The sequence below is a fragment of the Actinacidiphila yeochonensis CN732 genome (assembly GCF_000745345.1).
Classification (GTDB): Bacteria; Actinomycetota; Actinomycetes; order Streptomycetales; family Streptomycetaceae; genus Actinacidiphila; species Actinacidiphila yeochonensis.
The window spans coordinates 982,752-1,001,853 of the sequence record NZ_JQNR01000005.1 but is presented as its reverse complement, the minus strand read 5'-3'; the positions used below and the strand labels follow the sequence as shown (position 1 = coordinate 1,001,853).

Genomic DNA, 19,102 nt, shown 5'->3' with positions numbered 1-19,102 from the left:
CGCCGGGGGCCGCACCCCGGCCCGGTCGCCGGCACCGCTGCCGCGGCCCTCCCGCTGCTCTTCACCTGGGTCGGGTTGGAGAACGCGGTTCCGCCGCTGCGGGAGCGCCGCCGGCTGCTGGGCACTCTGCTCGCCCTCGCCGTCACGGCCCTGGGCTACGCTGTGCTGCTGCACGCCGCCCCGTTCCGCCCGCTCACCCTCCCGCCTGCCGTCCGCTCCCTCGCCTCCCTCGCGGCCGCCGCCCTGTGCTGGAGCTACTGCCGCACCAACCTCCACTCCCTGTCCGTTCGTTGGGCTGCCCTCAGCGGCCGCGCCAGACATCTGGGAGCGGCCCGGGGCGCCCTGACCGCCCTGGTCCTGCTGCCGCTCGGACTGCTCCCCGGCGGCACCTCGCTGGTCCTGCTCGGACCCGGCACCGCCACCGCCGCCCTGTTCCTCGTCGTCCTCGCCGCTGCCCTGAGCCGCCGCCACCCGCTGCCGGACCGCGCTGAGCCCCCGTCGTCCACGGCGTCCACTGCGTCTACGGAGTCCTCGGCGTCATCCCTGTCCACCTCACGTACCTCACGTACCTCGCACAGCCCGTACCTCCCGAGCATCTCTCGCACCTCGTAGAAGGAGTCCCGTCCCCATGGCCGCCACCACATCCGCCGCCGCCGGCACCGCCGTCTCCAAGGTCCTGCGCGTCCCGGCCGCCGACCCCGCCACCGCCGCAGCGCACTTCCACCGCCGGTTCACCTTCGAGGCCGACGTCTCCGACGTCCAGGCCGACCTGGCAACCGGTCAGGCCCCGTTCGTCCTGGTCGACACCCGCTCGAAGGCGGCGTGGGACCAGGGCCACGTGCCCGGCGCCGTCCACCTGCCCACCGACGACATCCCGGCCCGCGCCGCCGAGTCGGTCCCGGCCGGCACCCTGGTCGTCACGTACTGCTGGGGCCCCGGCTGCAACGGAGCCACCCGCGCCGCGCACGCCTTCGCCAGCCTCGGCTACCAGGTCAAGGAGATGCTGGGCGGCTTCGAGTACTGGGCCCGCGAGGGGTTCGAGGTCGAGGACGCCGCAGGGCTGCGCCGCTCCGCCCCCGACCCGCTGACCGCCCCGGTCTCGGGCGCCTCCTGCGCCTGCTGAGTACCGGCCTCGGACGCGTCCCGGACGCGGCACGGAGGTAGCCCGGACACGGCGCGGAGGGCAGCCCTCGGCGATGGCCCTCAGACGTAGCCCTGCTCGGCGGCGCGCTGGCCGAGCTGGAAGCGGCTCTGCGCGTCCAGCCTCTCCATCAGCTCCGAGATCAGCCGCCGCTCGCTGCGCAGGGAGATCCCGAGCCGGCGGGCGGCGGCCTCGTCGGTGTACCCCTGGGCCAGCAGCCGCAGCAGCTCCCGAGGCTGCGAGCCGGGGTCGTCGATGCTGCGGCGCGGCGCCTCGCCGAACGGCACCGCCGTCACCCAGACCGCCTCGAACAGCGCGACGAAGGCCGCCACCGCACCGGGCTGGCGCAGCAGCACCGCTCCGGCGCTGCTGTCGGCCGGGTCGATCGGCACCATCGCGAGCTTGCGGTCCGAGATCCACAGCTGCATGGGCAGAACGGGTACGGTGCGCACCTCCGCTCCCCGCTCGGTGAGCCACTGCGCGTGCTCCAGGGTGCCCGGGGCGTTGCGGATGGCATCCAGGTAGACGGAGCGGCTCTTGACGTTCCGCGCGAGCACCTCGCCGGTGGCGTTCCTGCTCTCCTGGAGCGCGTGGGGGTTCTGGGCGCCGCCGGTCATGAACGAGGCCACCTCCACGCGCTGTTCGGCGGCCAGGGTAGCGATGCGGGCCCGTACCGCCTGGGCGCCGTGCAGCACCTCGAACCCCAGGCCCTCGTCCCCGCTGTCCTGGTACTGCGCGGTGTACTGGGCCAGCAGCAGTTCGGCGGCGGCCTGGCTGCGGGCCAGCGCCTGGTTCCGCTTGGCGATCTCGGCCTGCTGGAAGGCCAGCAGGCTGTCCAACGCGGCCTTCGGGTTCACCACGTGGAGCAGGTCGTCCTCCCACCAGGAGCGGAGCAGTCCCAGGCGGGTCAGCTCCTCAAGGGCGGCGGCGATCTCCTCCTGCGTCCTGCCGAGTTCGGCGGCGGCCTTCGACGGCGGGCAACCGGGCTGCCCGAGGACGAATCTGTACACCTGGTCGGCGTGTTCGGTGAGCCCGAACGAAGTCAGCATGGAACCAGCCCCCCACGGCGGTATCGCCGTGCGGTGCGCGGCGATGCATGACGACGACCAGCTTCGTCGGTGGCCGAACCCCTGCGGTCCGGGGGTCTGCCGCCGCATCGGCGCAGGTGAAACCCCCCGTACTCCATCGCAGTTTCAGCCACAACGCGCCGCACGGCAAAGGGCTGTCCGAGGGGCGGACGGTCCCCGGCCGACATGTGACACGGTCGTGCCCGGTCATTTCGTGCCAGGTGTTTTCCCTGTCGCCCGCAATGCCCTTGGCAACAGGATCAGTTGTGCCGGGGAACACCGGGCCGCATCCACGACCGCATAGATCAGGGAACCCCTCATGCTTCGCTCCGCCGTCATGACCGCCGCCGCCACCGCCGTCACCGCCATCGTCCTGCTCGGCGCTCCGGCTCTCGCGACCACCGCCCAGCAGAGCACGCACCGAGCCACCACGGCCCCGGCCGCCACCGTCCTCGCCGACGACACCACCCCCGTCGCCGTGGTTCCGCTGGAGAACGGCTGGGTCTGATATCCCGGCCTTCCCCCGCACGACAGCACCAACTGAACCATCCGAACCACCTGAACCACCCCACCCACTCGACCCACCGCGCCGAGCGTGTACGGGGCGTCGGGGTCCCGGGGTGCGAGGCGCAGGGCTCCAAGGTGCCGGGCGTCGCCCGCGGGCGCGGGCGTCCGCCGCTCAGCTCGTGGGGGCCGCCGTTCCGCGGTGGTGCGGTGCCCGCCCGGCCAGGACGTCCATCCGGCGGGCGGCCACCTCTCGTTCGACGGCCGCCGTGACGAAGGCCGACATGTGCTCGTGGCCGACCAGCTCCCGGACGGCCGCTGCCGTCGCCGTCGGCAACGGGACAGCGATGACGCCCCCTTCCGCCCCACTCGCTTCCACCCCGTCGGCTTCCGCGTCCGGGCGGCCGACCGGGAACGCGCCCGGTGGTGCCGCCGCCGCGACGGAACCAGCCCTCGGAGCGGCGGTGGCGCTCGGTGCGACGGGGGCGCCCGGTGCGACGGGGACGGTCTCGGCGGGCGGCGGGCCGACCAGGGCACCGGGCTCACCGAGGTGGCGGCGGATGTGCTCCGTGGCCCGCAGCCGCATCGCCCGTGCCAGCTCCGCGTCAACGGTCTGCTGGGCGAGCGGGCGCAGCCGCCGGATCAGGTCCGTGGCCTCCGCGGCCTCCTCCTCGGTCGGCGGATGGTGGAGGAAGCGCTGGAAGACGTACTCCGTGGTGAACTCCAGCAGCCGCTCCGAGATGTGCTCCACCTGGCCGCGCAGCTCACGAAGGTGCCCGGTGATCGCGGCCAACGGCACCCCCGCCCGGTGCAGTTCGACCGCCACCGCCAGCTCGCTGGGGCTGGGCACCAGGAACTCGGCGTCGTCCTGCGGCAGCCGCTCCAGGACGCCGAGCCGCAGCGCCTCCTCCACCGCCGCGGCGTCCTCCACGCCGCCGAAGGACGCCGCCAGTTCGGCGCGCCCCACGCGGGCCGGCTGCTCGTCGGACCACGGCCGGTCGACCTCCCCGACCAGCCCCAGCACTCCGCCGAGCCCGGTTCCGGCGTCCCAGGCCGCCAGCAGCTCCTTGATGCTGGCCAGGGTGTAGCCACGTTCCAGGAGGTCGGCGATCTGGCGCAGCCTGGCCAGATGGGCGTCGTCGTAGACGTTGGCCCGGCCGAGGCGGTCCGGCTTCGGCAGCAGGCCGCGATCGGTGTACGCGCGGATGGTGCGGACCGTGGTGCCGCTGAGCCGGGACAGCTCTTCGATCCGGTACCCCTGATGCTGTTCGGCCGTGGTCACGCCCTCACTCCTCGTTCCTCGCTGCCCGGTCCGGAGCCTGCCGCGGCCCCCGATCGGTACGGCCCCCTCCGTCGTCCGCGGACCGGGCCGCGGACGACGCCGACAGGTAGGCGACGGCCCTGTCCATCGACCCCTCCTGCGACGGATGGTACGACCGGCGCAGGTAGCGCGGCACAGCGCCGTTCAGCGTGGACCAGGACGGCAGCAGTCCGCGGCGGGCCGCCCCACGGTGCTCACCGAAGCGGTAGCGTCCGTGCTCCAGCTGGGGGTCGTGGCACAGCAGGTAGCGGGCGCCGGTCACCCACAGGTAGATCAGTGTGGGCCACGCCAGGGCCATGGCGGCGGCCCTGCGCACGTAGCGGCCGAGGCCGCGGCCGCCGACGTGCTGGTACATGTCGAAGGCGACCGACCGGTGCTCCACCTCCTCCGCTCCGTGCCAGCGCAGCAGGTCGAGCATGACCTCGTCGGCACCCGCCTGGTCCAGTGCCGGGGAGTCGAGGATCCAGTCGCCGAGCACCGCGGTGTAGTGCTCGATGGCAGCGATCAGCGCGAGCCGGAAGCGCAGCCACTCGCGGCGTGTCAGCGGCAAGCCGAAGGGTGGCCGTTCACCCAGCAGCACGTCGAACATCCACTCCACCTGGCGCGTGTAGCCCTCCGTGCTGAGCCGCTGCTCGGCCAGGCGGTCCAGGACGTAGGAGTGCTGGACGCTGTGGGTGGCCTCCTGCCCCATGAAGCCCTTGACGTCCTGGAGCAGCCGTTCCTCGGTGATCAGTGGCAGCGCCTCCTTGAAGACCTTCACGAACCACCGCTCGCCGGCCGGCAGCAGCAGGTGCAGCACGTTGAGGACATGGGTGGCCGTCGGCTCGCCGGGTATCCAGTGCAGCGGGGTGTGCTGCCAGTCGAACGCGACGCGGCGCGGCTTGATGGTGTGGCTCACAGAACCTCCTTCTGCCCCGGCATCCGGCGGGACGACGCCTTACTGGTCACCCGCTGCGGACGGGAACGGTGACTGGGGTCGGATCGGGTCGGGTCGGTCGCGGAGTTGTGTGCGGCGGCCTTGTGCGCGGCGGTGTTGCGCGTGGCGCTGTGATGCCTCGCGGTGTTGCGGGTGGCAGTGCGTGGCCTGGCGGTGTTGCGCGTGGCGGCGAGCGGCGGCTACAGCGGAGGGTCCACCCGGGCCAGGCCGCGCAGCAGCCTCGGCGAGACCCGGGATATCAGCCGGGCTCCCCTGGCCTCCGGAGTGACCGGTACCACCGCGGTGTTCCGCAACACCGCGCGCAGCACCGCCCTGGCGACCTTCTCCGGCGGGTAGTTGCGCAGTCGGTAGAGCTTCGCGGTGCTCTCCCTGCGGCGGTCCTGCTCCTCGGCACTCACACCGGTGTGTCGCGCGCTGCGGGTGATCGGGGTGTCGACCAGGCCCGGACAGACCACGCTGACCCCGATGTCCAGCGGCGCCAGCTCCGCCCGCAGGCACTCGCTGAGCATCAGCACCGCCGCCTTGGAGGTGCTGTAGGCGGGCAGCGACCGCGACGGCTGGAAGGCGGCGGCCGAGGCGGTGTTGACGATGTGGCCGCCCTCACCCCGCTCGGCCATCTGGCGGCCGAAGAGCCGGCAACCGTGGATGACCCCCCACAGGTTGACGTCCAGCACCTGCTTCCAGTCCTCCGGAGTGGTGTCGAGGAAGGGACCCGCCAGTCCGATGCCCGCGTTGTTCACCACCACGTCCGGAACACCGCGCTCGGCGCCGCTGCGCTCGGCGAACGCTGCCATGGCGGTGCCGTCCGAGACGTCCACCTCCTCCGGCCACGCCTCCCGCGCCCCCTTCGCTAGGGCGTCGCGAGCGGTCCGCGCGGCTCCGTCCGCGTCCCGGTCCACCGCCACCACTCGTGCTCCGGCGCGGGCGAACTCCAACGCCGTGGCGCGGCCGATGCCGCTGGCCGCGCCGGTGACCACCACCAGTCGGCCGGCGAACCGCTCCCGCGCGGCGACCGCGCGGCGCCCGGTCCTGGTCCCGAGCCTGGCTCCGCTTCTGGTCCCGGGCTCGGTCCCGCTTCCGTCGCCCGCCGCGGAACGGGGTGGATCGGCCGGGCCGGGCCGCTCGATCGAAGCGGGCAAAGCGGGCGGAGTAGGCGGAGTAGGCGGTTCGGCCGGCAGTGCCGGATTGTTCGGACCGTGCTCCTCGCCGGAGGACACATCGTCGACGAAGTCCGTGATCCAGCGGGTGAGGTGATCCGGACTGGAGCGCGGCACCCAGTGGCGGGCGGGCAGGGTGCGCCGGATGAGGTGGGGGACCCATCGCTCCAGGTCGTCGTAGAGCCTCGCCGAGAGGAAGGCGTCCTTGGTGGGTGTGACCAGCTGCACCGGGACGCGGGCGAACGCGTCCTGGCGCGGACGGCCCAGCCGCCGCCGGACGTTGTCGCGGTAGAGCCAGGTGCCGTTGGCGGCGTCGCGCGGCAGCGATGGACTCGGGTAACCCTGTGATCCCCGTGATCCCTGTGGCGGGATGCGCTCCGCCCGCGACAGGAGCCGCGGCCAGGCCCGGCCGAGAGGCCCCCGCCACGCGAGTTCGGGCAGTACGGGGGTGTGCAGCGCGTAGACGTACCAGGACTTCGCACTCTGGCCGAGGAGCTGGGCGGTCCTAGCCGGAGTGGGGTGCCGGGCCCGCTCGCGTAGCCAGTGGCCGAAGTGGTCCAGGCACGGGCCGGAGACGGATGTGAAGGAGGCGATGCGCCCGTCCGTCGCCGGGACGGTGGCGAACTCCCAGCCCTGGACGGAGCCCCAGTCGTGCCCGACGAGGTGGAGCGGGCGGTCGGGGCTGACCGCTCGGGCCACCGCGAGGAAGTCCTCCGTCAGCTTCTCCAGGGTGAAGCCGCCCCGGAGCGGGGAGGGCGCGGCCGACCTGCCATGGCCGCGGACGTCGTAGCAGACCACGTGGAAGCGGGCGGCGAGGCGTTCGGCGACGGGGCTCCACACCTCGTGGCTGTCCGGGTAGCCGTGCAGGAGCAGCACGGTCTCCGGGCCCCCGCGCCGCGGGAGTGGGCCGTACTCGGTGACGTACAGCCGCACGCCGTCCGCGCCGGTGACGAACCGTTCGCGGACGAGGCCCGGCACGCCGCACTCGGGGGCGGAGCCCGGCCTGACCGCCGTGTCCGCCGCGCCCGCGCCTGGTGAACCGAGCCCGGTGGCGCGGCCTCCAGGACTGGCGCCCCGTGCCACGCCGCTCGCTGTGCTGCCGCCTGCCGTGCCGTTTCCGGGAGCGGACGCGCCACCCGCCGCATCCGCTTCCCTGCCGCCTTCGCTGTCCATTGCCGCCTCCCCGCGTCCACTCGTTGCTAGTGCTGCCCGTGCTGTCCGTGCTCTCCGTGTTGTTTGCGCTGGCCGTGCCGTCTGGACTGACCGTGCTGACCCTGCTGCCCGTACCGGCGTTGCGCCCGCACGCGTCGATTCGCGCCTGTCGGTCCGTCAAGGCGCGAACACCGACAGTGATCAATGTGACATCGGCTGATGTGAGCGTCAAGACCTCTGCGGGAACCCCGACCGGACTCCACTCTTTCGGGTGGCGACCCCTACGGGCTCTCCCCCCGGAGGCGGACGGCAAGAAGAGACCACGGGCGGACGCAGGGCCGTGGCACCCGGTCCTAGGGTCGAACCCGTGACCGTTATCGCTACCGAGGAACTGAGTAAGCGGTACCCGTCCGTGGCCGCACTCGACGGGCTGACCGTGGACATAGCGCCGGGCGTGACCGGGCTGGTGGGGGCCAACGGGGCCGGCAAGTCGACCCTGGTCAAGATCCTCCTCGGGCTCGCGCCGGCCACGGCGGGCCGGGCCGCCGTGCTCGGCCGCGACGTCGCCACGCGGGGTGCCGAGATCCGCGCCCTCGTCGGGTACATGCCCGAGCACGACTGCCTGCCGCCGGACGTCTCCGCCACCGAGTTCGTGGTCCACATGGCCCGCATGTCGGGGCTGCCCGCCACCGCCGCCCGCGAACGCACCGCCGACACGCTGCGCCACGTCGGCCTCTACGAGGAGCGGTACCGGCCGATCGGCGGCTACTCCACGGGCATGAAGCAGCGGGTGAAACTCGCCCAGGCCCTGGTGCACGCCCCGGAGCTGGTCCTGCTGGACGAGCCGACCAACGGCCTCGACCCGGCCGGCCGCGACGACATGCTCGACCTGATCCGGCGCGTCCACACGGACTTCGGCATCTCCGTCCTCGTCACCTCCCACCTGCTCGGCGAGTTGGAGCGCACGAGCGACCACATCGTCGTGATCGACGGCGGCCGGCTGCTGCGCTCCTCCTCCACCGGTGACTTCACGCAGGCCACGGCGGCGCTCGCGGTGGAGGTCACCGGCCGCGAGGAGGAGCTGTGCGCGGCGCTGGCCGCCGCGGGGCTCGCCGTACGCCCCTCCGGGGCGCTGCTGCTGGTCGACCTGGCGGACGACGGCACGTACGACACCGTGCGGGACGCGGTCGCCGCCCTCGGCGTCGGGCTGGTCCGTATGGAGCGGCGCCGGCACCGCATCGCCGAACTGTTCACCGGAGAGGACGGCCAGGACCGTGACGCGACCTGAAACCGCGGCGGGGCAGGGGACCTCCGCCCCGTCCGCAGCCGTCATCCACGACATCGGGTTCCGCTCCTACGGCGGCCCGCGGTTGGGCCGCGCGCATGCCCGGGCCGCGCTCTACGCGCACAGCCTGCGCGGCGCCTTCGGGCTCGGCCGCAACGCCCGCTCCAAGGTGCTGCCGATGCTGCTGCTCGCGGGGGTGTGCGTGCCCGCGCTGGTCATCGTGGCCGTCACGGTGTTCACCGGGAGCGGCGACCTGCCGCTCCAGTACACCCGGTACGCGATCGTCACCCAGGCGCTGGTCACGCTCTTCACGGCCGCCCAGGCTCCGCAGGCCGTCTCACGCGACCTGCGTTTCCGCACCACCCCGCTGTACTTCTCCCGGCCGATCGAGGCCGTCGACTACGTTGCGGCCAAGTACGCGGCGCTCTCCTCCGCACTGCTGGCCCTGACCGGGCTGCCCCTGCTGATCCTCTACGTCGGCGCGCTGCTGGGGAAGCTCGGCTTCGCCCACCAGACCGCCGGGTTTGCGAAGGGCCTGGTGTCCGTCCTCCTGCTGTCCGTGCTGTTCGCCGGTATCGGCCTGGTCATCGCCGCCGTCACCCCGCGCCGCGGGCTGGGAGTCGCGGCGGTCATCGGACTTTTCACCGTCACCTATGGCGCCGTCTCCGCCCTCCAACTCGTGGCCGACCGCCAGGAGGACCGGCAGGTGGTCGGCTGGCTCGGCCTGTTCTCGCCCATCACGCTGATCGACGGACTGCAGAGCCGCTTCCTGGACGCGTCCTCCGCCTTCCCGCACGGAGCCGGCCCCGACGCCGCCGCCGGAGCCGTCTACCTGGTGGTGCTGGCGGCCGTCGTCGCCGGGAGCTTCGGGCTGCTGCTGCGCCGCTACCGGAAGGCGGGCCTGCTGTGACCGTCCTCGACGTGCGGGCCGCGTCCCGCTGGTTCGGCAACGTGGTGGCCGTCAACGACATCACCATGGCCGTCGGCCCCGGCGTCACCGGCCTGCTGGGGCCCAACGGGGCCGGCAAGTCCACCCTGATCGCCATGATGGCCGGGTTCCTCGCGCCTTCCAGCGGCAGCGTCACCCTCGACGGCGCCCCCGTCTGGCGCAACGAGCAGGTGTACCGCGAGATCGGCATCGTGCCCGAACGGGAGGCGGTCTACGACTTCCTGACCGCCCGGGAGTTCGTCCTCGCCAACGCCGAACTGCACGGCCTGGCCGACCCGGGGGCCGCCGCCCGGCGCGCCCTGGCCGCCGTGGAGATGGAGTACGCGCAGGACCGCCGGATCGGCACGTACAGCAAGGGGATGCGGCAGCGGGCCAAGATGGCCTCGGCGCTGGTGCACAACCCCTCGGTGCTGCTGCTGGACGAGCCGTTCAACGGGATGGACCCGCGCCAGCGGTTGCACCTGATGGAGCTGCTGCGGGGGATGGGTGCCGAGGGCCGCACCGTGCTCTTCTCCTCCCACATCCTGGAGGAGGTCGAGCAGCTCGCCCACCACATCGAGGTGGTGGTGGCCGGGCGGCACGCGGCCTCGGGGGACTTCCGCCGGATTCGCCGGCTGATGACCGACCGCCCGCACCACTACGTGCTGCGCTCCAGCGACGACCGCGCGCTGGCCGCCGCGCTCATCGCGCACCCCTCCACGGCCGGCGTCGAGGTGGACCGGTCCGGCGGCGGTCTGCGCGTGCGGGCGGTCGACTTCGACGGATTCACCGCCCACCTGCCCCGGATCGCCCGTGACCAGGGCATCCGGCTCTTCGAGGTCTCGCCTGCCGACGAGTCGCTGGAGAGCGTCTTCAGCTACCTGGTCACGGCATGAGGGAGCGGAGCCACATGAACAGCCGCCTGAACAGCCGCCTGAACACCCGCGTGGGCACCGGCGGGGACGCCGGCCCGCGCGCCGATGCGTGGACCGCGACCCCCGCCGGGGGAGCGCCGCGTGCCTCCCGGTCGGCTCTCTACCACCCCACCGTCGCCCGCCTCACCGCCCGCGGACTGCTCGGGCGCCGGGCGCTGCCACTGGGCGCACTGGTCGTCCTGCTGCTGGTCGTCGTGGCCGCCGTGCGGGCGATCGGCGGCGCCGACGACGGCACCGCCGAGGACGTGCTGCGCGGCTTCGTGCTCAGCCCGCTGGTGCCGCTGGCCGGAGTCATCGTGGGCACCGGGGCGATCGGGCCGGAGATCGAGGACGGCTCCATCGTCTACCTGCTGTCCAAGCCGGTGCGGCGCGGCACGATCATCACCACGAAGCTGCTGGTGGCGGTCGCGCTGACGCTGGCCGCCACCGCCGTGCCCACCTTGGTGGCCGGGTTCGTCCTCAACGGCAACGGGCAGGACCTCGCCGTCTCGTACGCGGTGTCGGCCGCCGTGGCCTCGGTCGCCTACAGCGCCGTCTTCCTGCTGCTGGCGGTCGTCACCCGGCACGCGGTCGTCGCCGGGCTGGTCTACGCGCTGGTGTGGGAGACCCTGATCGGCTCCCTGGTGCCCGGGGCGCGCACCCTGAGCGTCCAGCAGTGGGCGCTCGCCGTGGGCGCGCGGGCCGCCCGCGGCGACCTGGTGAGCTCCGCGGTCTCCCTGCCGACGGCCGTGGTGCTGCTGCTCGCCGTCACCGTCGGGGCCACCTGGTACGCGGCGCGGCGGCTGCGCGTCCTCAAGCCGGTCGCCGACGAGTAGGCCGACCGTCCCACCGGATCAGCGGCGTCAGCGGCGTCAGCCGGAGAAGCCGAACTCCCGCTCCAGGACGGCGGCGATGCCGTCCTCGGTGTTGGAGAGGGTGACCTCGTCGGCGACGGCGATCAGCTCCGGGTGGGCGTTGGCCATGGCCACGCCGCGGCCGGCCCAGCGGAGCATCGGCACGTCGTTGGGCATGTCGCCGAAGGCGATGGTCTCGGCGGCCGTGACGCCCAGCCGCCGGGCGGCCAGTGACAGTCCGGTCGCCTTGGTCAGGCCCAGCGGCAGCATCTCCACGATGCGCGGGCCCGACACCACCACGGCCACCAGGTCGCCGGCCACCTCGCGGGCGGCGCGGGCGAGGGCGTCGTCGTCGAGGACGGAGTGCTGGACGTAGACCTTGTTGACCGGCTCGGCCCACAGCTCGTCGGTCGTCCGTACCGTGACGACCGGTAGATCGTCGTGGGCGTGGGAGAAGCCATCGCGGATGACCACCTCACCCGCGATGCCGTCCCGGCTGGCGCCCGCGGCGACCGGTCCGACCGCCTCTTCGAGCCGCGCCAGCGCCTGCGCGGCCGTCCGCCGGTCCAGCGTCACCGAGGTGAGCAGCCGGTCGGCCCCGGCGTCGTAGAGCTGTGCGCCCTGGCCGCAGACGGCCAGCCCGCGGTACTCCAGGGTGTCGAGGACCTCGCGAGCCCAGGGCGCCGACCGCCCGGTGACCACGAGGTGGACCGCGCCGGCCGCCACAGCCGCGGCGAGCGCCCGGCGGGTACGGCCGGAGACACTGCCGTCATGCCGCAGCAGGGTGCCGTCGAGGTCGGTGGCGACGAGCCGGTAGGGCGGCGCGCCGGTGACGGGGCTCTCGGGGACCGCGGGCGCGGGGACGGCGCCGGTGGTCCGGGAGGGGGCGGTCACGCGCGGCTTGCCGCGACGGGCTCCAGGACCTCCCGGCCGCCGAGGTAGGGCCGGAGCACCTCGGGCACCCGGACCGAGCCGTCCGCCTGCTGGTGGTTCTCCAGCAGCGCGACGATGGTGCGGGTGACCGCGCACAGGGTGCCGTTGAGGGTGGCCAGGGGGCGGGTGCCCTCCTTGTCGCGGAGCCGGATGTTCAGCCGCCGCGCCTGGAACTGGGTGGTGTTCGAGGTGGAGGTGAGCTCCCGGTACTTGCCCTGGGTGGGGACCCACGCCTCGCAGTCGAACTTCCGGGACGCCGAGGAGCCGAGGTCGCCCGAGGCCAGCTCGATCACCTGGAAGGGCAGCTCCAGCGAGCTGAGCCACTGCTTCTCCCAGGCGAGCAGCCGCTGGTGCTCGGCCTCCGCCTCCTCCGGCGTGGTGTAGACGAACATCTCCACCTTGTCGAACTGGTGCACCCGGAAGATGCCGCGGGTGTCCTTGCCGTAGGAGCCGGCCTCGCGGCGGTAGCAGGAGGAGAAGCCGGCGTACCGCAGCGGCAGCTGGGGCGCCTCGATGATCTCGTCCATGTGGTAGGCCGCGAGCGGCACTTCCGAGGTACCGACCAGGTAGAGGTCGTCCTTCTCCAGGCGGTAGACGTCGTCCTCGACCTGGCCGAGGTAGCCGGTGCCGGCCATGGCCGCCGGGCGCACGAGGTTGGGCGTGAGCATGGGGGTGAAGCCGGCCGCCGTGGCCTGCGCGATCGCCGCGTTGACCAGGGCCAGCTCCAGCAGCGCGCCGATCCCGGTGAGGTAGTAGAAGCGGGAGCCGGAGACCTTGGCGCCGCGCTCGGTGTCGATGGCGCCGAGCATCTCGCCCAGCTCCAGGTGGTCCCTGGGGGTGAAGCCCTCGGCGGCGAAGTCGCGCGGGGTGCCGATCTGCTCCAGGACGACGAAGTCCTCCTCGCCGCCCACCGGGGCGTCGGGGTGGACCAGGTTGCCCAGCCGGAGCAGGAGCTGCTGCGCGTCGTCGGCGGCCCGCTGCTGCTCGGTGTCGGCGGACTTGACGGCCTCGGCCAGCTCCTTGGTGCGGGCCAGCAGCGCGGTCTTCTCCTCCCCCTGCGCCTTGGGGATCTGCTTGCCGAGCTGCCGCTGCTCGGCGCGCAGCTCGTCGAAGCGGGAGATGGCGGACCTGCGCCGTTCGTCGGCGGACAGCAGCTCGTCGACGAGGGCGACGTCCTCTCCTCGGGCGCGCTGGGAAGCACGCACGCGGTCCGGGTCCTCACGAAGCAGGCGAAGGTCGATCACAGGGCCCAGGCTACCGGTCGGTGACGCCGGACATGACGAATTACCCGCGGGCGGTGCCCGCTATGCCCCTTACGACGCAATAGCCGAGGAAAGGAGGGAAACGAAGGGTAAGTTCGGTCGTCAACGGCATTCCGGCGCTCCCTCTCCCGGGGTCACCGGGCTTGTGGAGAAACCGAGTTGGCGACGCGGGCCGAGGCGGTCGCGAGGCCGTCCGGCGCCGGGTTATCCACAGGGTGAGGCGGAATTCACGTCCGTTGTCCACAGGGTGTGGGGAAGATCTGTGGAGAACCGGGGTGATCATTTCCGCTGGAGAGTGAACGGGCATGGATTCCCCGTCCAAACCCGTTCCACACTCACTTTCGAGTGAGATCGCTTCACTCGAGGGTATGGTGCGGGGGAATTGGGGTGACGAGGGGCCTCCTGGGGTGCTCCGGGGCGAGCTGGTGCCTGTGTGCCGGTTTGTCGATTTTTTCACCTTCGAGACCGCGGCCCACTGTCGACTTGTCCCCAGTTACCCACAGGCCGGCCGTCCAGCCTGTGGATAACCCGGTGGACAAAGGCGAACATGGCAGGTCGGCGGCGCCTTGGTGGACGTGGGGCCGCTGCGGGGTTGCGGGCCCGTGACGCGCTGCGGACGGCGCCGTCTGGGACGGCAACACCCGCACAGATGCCGCCGGTTGCCGGCCGGAGGGGGCGGCTCCGCCGGTTCCCGCGGCCCCGGACGCGGTCAGACGCGTCCGTCGAGGGCGCGGTTCAGCCAGTCCGTGGCGTCGTTGAACTCCGCGTCCCCGGCGCCCCGCGGCGGGACCGACACCTCCCCGCCGGCCCGCGGATAGGAGCCGAGGAACCGCACCCTGAGGCAGCGCCGGTGCAGCCCCATCAGGCTCTCGCCGACGCGCCGGTCGGTGAGGTGCCCGTCGGCGTCCACCGAGAAGCAGTACTGGCCCAGGCCCTCACCGGTGGGCCGGGACTCGATGCGCATCAGGTTCACCCCGCGGACGGCGAACTCCTGGAGCAGGTCGAGTAGCGCGCCCGGGTGGTTGTCGCGGAGCCAGAACACCGCGGTGGTCTTGTCCGCCCCGGTCGGCGCCGCCAACCGCGCGGGGCGGCCGACCAGGACGAAGCGGGTGGTGGCGTTCGAGGCGTCGTGGATGTCGGTGGCCAGTGGTACCAGCCCGTAGGTGGGCGCCGCGAACTCTCCCGCGAAGGCGCCGTCGTAGCGGCCCTCCTGCACGAGGCGGGCGCCGTCGGCGTTGGAGGCGGAGGACTCCCACGCCGCGTTCGGCAGGTGCTCGGAGAGCCACTGGCGCACCTGCGCCTGGGCCGCCGGGTGCCCGGTCACCGTCTTGACGTCCGGCAGGGCGGTGCCGGGGCGCACCAGCAGCGCGAAGGCGATCGGCAGCAGCACCTCGCGGTAGATCATCAGGGGCGGCCCGAACGCCAACTCGTCGAGGGTGGTGGTGATCCCGCCCTCCACGGAGTTCTCGATCGGCACCAGGGCGGCCGCCGCCTCACCGCCGCGTACCGCGTCCAGCGCGGCCGGCACCGACACCATCGGGACCAGCTCGCGCGTGGCCGCCTCCGGCAGGGTGCGCAACGCGGCCTCGGTGAAGGTGCCCTCAGGCCCCAGGTAGGTGTAGCGGCTCGCCGATGACATGCCGTCAGCCTATCGGCCCAGCGGCGGCACGCCGTACCTGTCCGCCCGTACGCGGGTACGGAGGGTGAGACCGGCGGGCTCGCCGGCCGGGCTCCCGCACCTCAGCCCTCCAGGAGGCGCTGGCCGACGTACTCGCCGGGGCCGGGGCCGGGGGGCACCGCGAAGAGCCCGCTGGCCTCGTGGCGCAGGAACCGGGACAGGCCGTCGCCGCCGTCCAGCTTGCGCTGCACGGGGACGAAGCCGGTCATCGGATCGGCCTGCCAGGCCACGAAGAGCAGGCCGGCGTCCGGTGTGCCGTCCGCGGAGATGCCGTCGTGGTACGAGAACGCCCGGCGCAGCATGGCAGCGCCGCTGTTGGACGCCGGCGCCGCGAGCCGGATGTGCGCGTCCCCCGCGATGGCCAGGGACCCGTCCGGGTTGAACGCGTCCAGTTGCGCCGGTGTGGTCTCGGTGCCGCCGGAGAGCGGGGCGCCGTCGGACTTGCGGCGTCCGATGACCCGCTCCTGGGCGGCCACGGAGAGGTGGTCCCAGGAGTCCAGCAGCATCCTGATCCGGCGGAAGACGGCGTACGAGCCGCCCGCCATCCAGGCGGGGGAGCCGTGCGACGGTACGAAGATCCGCTTGTCGAAGTCGGCGTCCGACGGCTTGGGGTTGTTGGTGCCGTCGATCTGGCCCATGAGGTTGCGGACCGTGCGCGGGCGGTCGGTGGCGCCGGGGGTGCGGTTGAAGCCGTTCATCTGCCAGCGCACGCGGGCCGTGTCGCCTGCGGCCTTCTGGAGCACCCGCAGCGCGTGGAACGCGACCAGGGCGTCGTCCGCCCCGATCTGCACCCATAGGTCGCCGTCGCTGCGGGCGGAGTCGAGCGCGTCGGAGGGGAAGTGCGGCAGCGGTGCCAGCGCGTCAGGGAGTTGGGCCGTCAGACCCGTACGGGTGAAGAAGCCGCGCCCGAAGCCGAAGGTCACCGTGAGGGAGGACGGCCCGGCGTCGTCGGCGACCTGGTCGTCGTAGGCGGCCGGGGTGGCCGGGCGGGCCGCGGTCATCTCCCGTACCGCGTCCGACCAGCGCCGCAGCAGCGCGGCGGCGGCCCGCCGGTCGGAGCCGGCCGCGAGGTCGAAGGCGGCCAGATGGCCGCGGGCCTGGGCCGGTTCCACGATGCCGGCCTGCCGCGGGCCCTGGAACGGGATGTGCGCGCGGCCGACCGAGGCCAGGGCGGTGGGCTCGTCCCGCGCCACGGCCGCCGCCGCGACGCCCGCCCCGCCGCCTACGACCAGCCCGGCGGCTCCGGCGGCCCCCGCGGTGCCGATCAGCCGGCGGCGGGTGACGACCGGGCCGCCGCGGCCTCGGACGGCCTCCTGGCCCTCCCCGGAAGCCGGCTCGCGCGCCGGGGCGCCCGATCGGCTTCCCAGGGTGCCGGGTTCGCCGTCCGGGGCGTCCGCCCGACCCTCCGGGGGGCCCGACTGCCCTCCTAGGGAGCCCACCTGGCCCCCTAGGACGCGCGACCGGCCTCCCAGGGAGCCGGATCGGCCCTTCCGGACGCGGCCCCGCGACCCGTGAGCCCCCTCCGCCCCTCCGGCCGCGATCTCGTCCCCGGCCGCCGCCGTCGCCTCGGTGGCTCCGGCCGTCCCAGGACGCTCCGCCGCCCTGGGGGCCCTGGCAGCCGCGCCCTTCCTGGTGCTGCTCACGTGCCGTTCTCCCTGTCCGATTCCGGGGCCGCATCCCGGGTCCGCATCCCGGGTTCCCCGGGTTCCACCGCGCCCCGGGGGTCCCCGCGCCGCTCCGCCGTTCCCGGCCCGCCACCGGGGACCGTGCCCGGTGCCCACCGGGCCGCCCAGGTCACGGGCCGACCTTCACGTTCCGGTCCACCGTCACCTCGTCGAAGTCCGAGGTCCGTACGGTCACCGCCATCTGCCAGGTGCCGGCCAGCGGCAGCCGGACCGAGGCCGCCGTCCAGTGCCCCTTGTCCACCCGGGTCAGGGTGACCGGGATGGGTCCCAGGTGCTGGGCGGGCAGTGTGAACGCCACCCGCACCTCTGGTACGTCGACGGGGTTGCCGGAGTCGTCCGTCAGGAGCAGGTGTACCGCGTTGGCGGCGCTCGCACCGGCCGGAGCCAGCGTGACACCGGCCACGCCCTTGCCGTTCACACCACCCGTGTCGTACGGGACGGTGACGGCCACCTCGCGCGGGGCAGCCGGGGCCGACCCCGGCGAGGACGCGGCCGGCGCGGCGGCCAGCCCCTTCTGCTCCTCCGCCGCCCGGCCCGGCTGCGAGCCGGACAGCACTGTGGTGACGGCCAGCAGCGCCACGGCCACCCCGGCCTCGGCGAGCACCGAGCGCCGCAGGCCGGACCGGGCCGGGTCGGCGGTGAGGGCCTTCCGGGCGCGCGCGGCGGTCCGGGCGGCCTGCTGGCGCCGCAGCTGGGCGGCCCGGCCCGCGTCGACACCCCCGGCCGCTCCCCCGGGCCCGCGAGCGCGGAGCCGGCGGGACCAGCGAGACCGGCGGGACCGGAGGAAGCGGCCGGACCGGCAGCTCCAGCCGGTCCAGCGGTGTCCGACGCCGCCGACTGCCCGGTGGCGGCCTTCACACCGTCGCTCGCCGGCGGGTCGGCGTCCTCCCCCGCCCGCGCGGCTGCCCCCGACTCCGACCCCGTCGGCTGCTCCGGGACCTGGGCCGAAGCCTGCGGTGCCGTCGCTGTCGCCGTCGCCGTCGGTGCCTGGCCCAGCCGCGCTGTCCAGCGCCGTGAGACCCACGCCGCCCCGACCAGTACGCACACCAGGCCGATCTTGACCAGCAGCAGCTTCCCGTACGAGGTGCCGGTGAACGCCTTCCAACTGCCCATCTGCCGCCACGCCTGGTAGACGCCCGTGCCCACCAGCAGGGTGACCGAGGCCAGCGCGAGCAGTGAGAACCGCCGTACCGCGAAGGGTTCGATGGGCCGGTCCGCCGCCGACGGCGCCCAGAGGGCCGTGAGGAGGGTGACGAGGCCGCCGAGCCAGACCGCCATGGACAGCAGGTGCACGACGTCGACCGGCATGGCGACCTGGTGCTGGACGCCCACCGAGGCGTGCTCGGCCATCGCCCAGGTGGCCGCGAGGCCGACCGCGACCACGGTGCCGCCGATGCCCAGCCCCCAGGCGAGGTCCGCCCGTTCCTCGGGGTCCTCCCGGCGGGCGTAGGAGCCGAAGAGCACCGCGAGGAAGACCGCCGCCGCGGCGAGCAGCAGCAGCCGGGAGAGCAGCGCGGCACCCGGCCGGGTCTCCAGCTGCTGGCGCATGACGCCGGTGTCCAGGACCTCCCCGAGCCCCTTGCCGTCGGCGTAGGGGCCGCGCAGCAGGAGGAGCGCGATCGTCGAGGCGGTCATCGCCACCCAGCCGCCGGCCGCGATCCGCCGCGTCGGCCGCAGCAGCGCGCCGCGCGGCCAGCACACCGACAGGAAGACGGACGCGCCGACCAGCAGCGCGAACCCGGCGTAGGCGACGTACCGGCCTATCCCGTACAGCACGGCCGCCGCGTTGCCGCCGACGGCGGACACCCCCGAAAGGTCGACGCTCGTCTTCGAGGGCGCGCCGACGGAGAAGGTGAACGCGCCGGCGACCGGGTGGCTGTCCTGCGAGATGGCCCGCCACGCCACCGTGTACGTGCCGTCGCCCAGGCCCGGCTTGAGGGCGACGGTGGCGGTGGCCCCGGAGTCCTTGCCGGCGGCGTGACCGGGGGCGCCGGCCGCCTGGTCGGTGCCGTGCGGGTCGAGCACCCGCAGCGAGTCCGCGGACAGCAGCACGCCCTCGGAGAAGGTGAGGACGACCCGCTGGGGCGCCGTCTTCACCACCGAGCCGTCAGCGGGGTCGGTACGGATCAGCGCCGCGTGCGCCGAGGCCGGCGCGGCCCCGGCCAGCAGCAGGCCCAGCAGCGCGCCCAGCGCCACCGCGAAGGCGGCGAGGCGGCGCCGCCGGACGGCCCGCGCGGGCCGTCCGGACGCCGCGGTCCGGGTGGACAACCGTTCCTTCATCGGC

15 protein-coding genes and 1 pseudogene are annotated in these 19,102 nt (G+C 73.8%); 7 read left to right on the top strand and 9 right to left on the bottom strand.

The features are described 5' to 3' along the window. Nucleotides 1-75 precede the first annotated feature (75 nt). Together BS72_RS16115 and BS72_RS16110 are read left to right on the top strand one after the other, a co-directional pair. A complete protein-coding gene (locus BS72_RS16115) occupies nucleotides 76-612 on the top strand; it encodes a hypothetical protein (RefSeq protein ID WP_037911293.1) in 537 nt (178 codons plus the stop codon). A 16-nt stretch (nucleotides 613-628) separates the two neighbouring features. Beyond that, complete coding sequence (locus BS72_RS16110) at nucleotides 629-1,123, top strand: rhodanese-like domain-containing protein (RefSeq protein WP_037911292.1); 495 nt, start codon at nucleotides 629-631, stop codon at nucleotides 1,121-1,123. Between the two features lie 80 nt (nucleotides 1,124-1,203). Here BS72_RS16110 and BS72_RS16105 read toward each other — a convergent pair whose 3' ends face one another. Beyond that, on the bottom strand, nucleotides 1,204-2,190 hold the full coding sequence (locus BS72_RS16105; protein WP_037911290.1) for a helix-turn-helix domain-containing protein: 987 nt from the start codon (nucleotides 2,188-2,190) through the stop codon (nucleotides 1,204-1,206). Between the two features lie 337 nt (nucleotides 2,191-2,527). On the opposite strand from BS72_RS16105, the gene BS72_RS16100 reads away from it, so the two are divergent. Then, nucleotides 2,528-2,716 (top strand): hypothetical protein, encoded by a 189-nt coding sequence (locus BS72_RS16100; RefSeq protein ID WP_037911287.1) that lies wholly within the window; start codon nucleotides 2,528-2,530, stop codon nucleotides 2,714-2,716. A gap of 171 nt (nucleotides 2,717-2,887) precedes the next feature. Here the strand turns inward: BS72_RS16100 and BS72_RS16095 are convergent, their stop codons facing one another. The 3 genes from BS72_RS16095 to BS72_RS16085 all read right to left on the bottom strand — a co-directional run bounded on the left by BS72_RS16095 (nucleotide 2,888) and on the right by BS72_RS16085 (nucleotide 7,105). Continuing rightward, on the bottom strand, nucleotides 2,888-3,994 hold the full coding sequence (locus tag BS72_RS16095) for a MerR family transcriptional regulator (protein ID WP_037911285.1): 1,107 nt from the start codon (nucleotides 3,992-3,994) through the stop codon (nucleotides 2,888-2,890). Between the two features lie 4 nt (nucleotides 3,995-3,998). Further along, entirely contained in the window at nucleotides 3,999-4,931 is a 933-nt protein-coding gene (locus BS72_RS16090) for a metal-dependent hydrolase (protein WP_051951163.1), read from the bottom strand. Between the two features lie 218 nt (nucleotides 4,932-5,149). Continuing rightward, nucleotides 5,150-7,105, bottom strand: coding sequence for an SDR family oxidoreductase (locus BS72_RS16085; RefSeq protein ID WP_037911282.1), 1,956 nt, complete (start codon nucleotides 7,103-7,105; stop codon nucleotides 5,150-5,152). 541 nt (nucleotides 7,106-7,646) lie between these two features. On the opposite strand from BS72_RS16085, the gene BS72_RS16080 reads away from it, so the two are divergent. The 4 genes from BS72_RS16080 to BS72_RS16065 are packed head-to-tail and all read left to right on the top strand — an operon-like array spanning nucleotide 7,647 to nucleotide 11,242. After that, entirely contained in the window at nucleotides 7,647-8,567 is a 921-nt protein-coding gene (locus BS72_RS16080) for an ABC transporter ATP-binding protein (RefSeq protein WP_037911277.1), read from the top strand. After that, nucleotides 8,554-9,474, top strand: a complete 921-nt coding sequence (locus BS72_RS16075; protein ID WP_051951162.1) for a hypothetical protein — start codon at nucleotides 8,554-8,556, stop codon at nucleotides 9,472-9,474. Before BS72_RS16080 ends, BS72_RS16075 begins: the two co-directional genes overlap by 14 nt. Continuing rightward, nucleotides 9,471-10,388 (top strand): ABC transporter ATP-binding protein, encoded by a 918-nt coding sequence (locus tag BS72_RS16070; RefSeq protein WP_037911275.1) that lies wholly within the window; start codon nucleotides 9,471-9,473, stop codon nucleotides 10,386-10,388. The genes BS72_RS16075 and BS72_RS16070 overlap by 4 nt, the downstream gene beginning before the upstream one ends. Before the next feature lie 14 nt (nucleotides 10,389-10,402). Continuing rightward, nucleotides 10,403-11,242, top strand: a complete 840-nt coding sequence (locus BS72_RS16065; protein WP_078901406.1) for an ABC transporter permease — start codon at nucleotides 10,403-10,405, stop codon at nucleotides 11,240-11,242. Nucleotides 11,243-11,278: 36 nt separating this feature from the next. On the opposite strand, the gene BS72_RS16060 is transcribed toward BS72_RS16065, so the two are convergent. The 5 genes and pseudogenes from BS72_RS16060 to BS72_RS32400 form a co-directional block, all read right to left on the bottom strand. Beyond that, on the bottom strand, nucleotides 11,279-12,154 hold the full coding sequence (locus BS72_RS16060) for an HAD family hydrolase (RefSeq protein WP_037911274.1): 876 nt from the start codon (nucleotides 12,152-12,154) through the stop codon (nucleotides 11,279-11,281). Further along, nucleotides 12,151-13,437 (bottom strand): serine--tRNA ligase, encoded by a 1,287-nt coding sequence (gene serS, locus BS72_RS16055; protein ID WP_037911273.1) that lies wholly within the window; start codon nucleotides 13,435-13,437, stop codon nucleotides 12,151-12,153. Before serS ends, BS72_RS16060 begins: the two co-directional genes overlap by 4 nt. A gap of 727 nt (nucleotides 13,438-14,164) precedes the next feature. After that, the gene (gene pheA / locus BS72_RS16050) at nucleotides 14,165-15,094 is read right to left on the bottom strand and encodes a prephenate dehydratase (protein WP_037911272.1); all 930 of its coding nucleotides are present in this window, start codon (nucleotides 15,092-15,094) and stop codon (nucleotides 14,165-14,167) included. Nucleotides 15,095-15,195: 101 nt separating this feature from the next. Then, nucleotides 15,196-16,500 (bottom strand): iron uptake transporter deferrochelatase/peroxidase subunit, encoded by a 1,305-nt coding sequence (efeB, locus tag BS72_RS16045; RefSeq protein WP_407639044.1) that lies wholly within the window; start codon nucleotides 16,498-16,500, stop codon nucleotides 15,196-15,198. 427 nt (nucleotides 16,501-16,927) lie between these two features. Further along, nucleotides 16,928-19,098 (bottom strand): annotated as a pseudogene (locus BS72_RS32400) (copper resistance CopC/CopD family protein). Nucleotides 19,099-19,102: the final 4 nt, after the last annotated feature.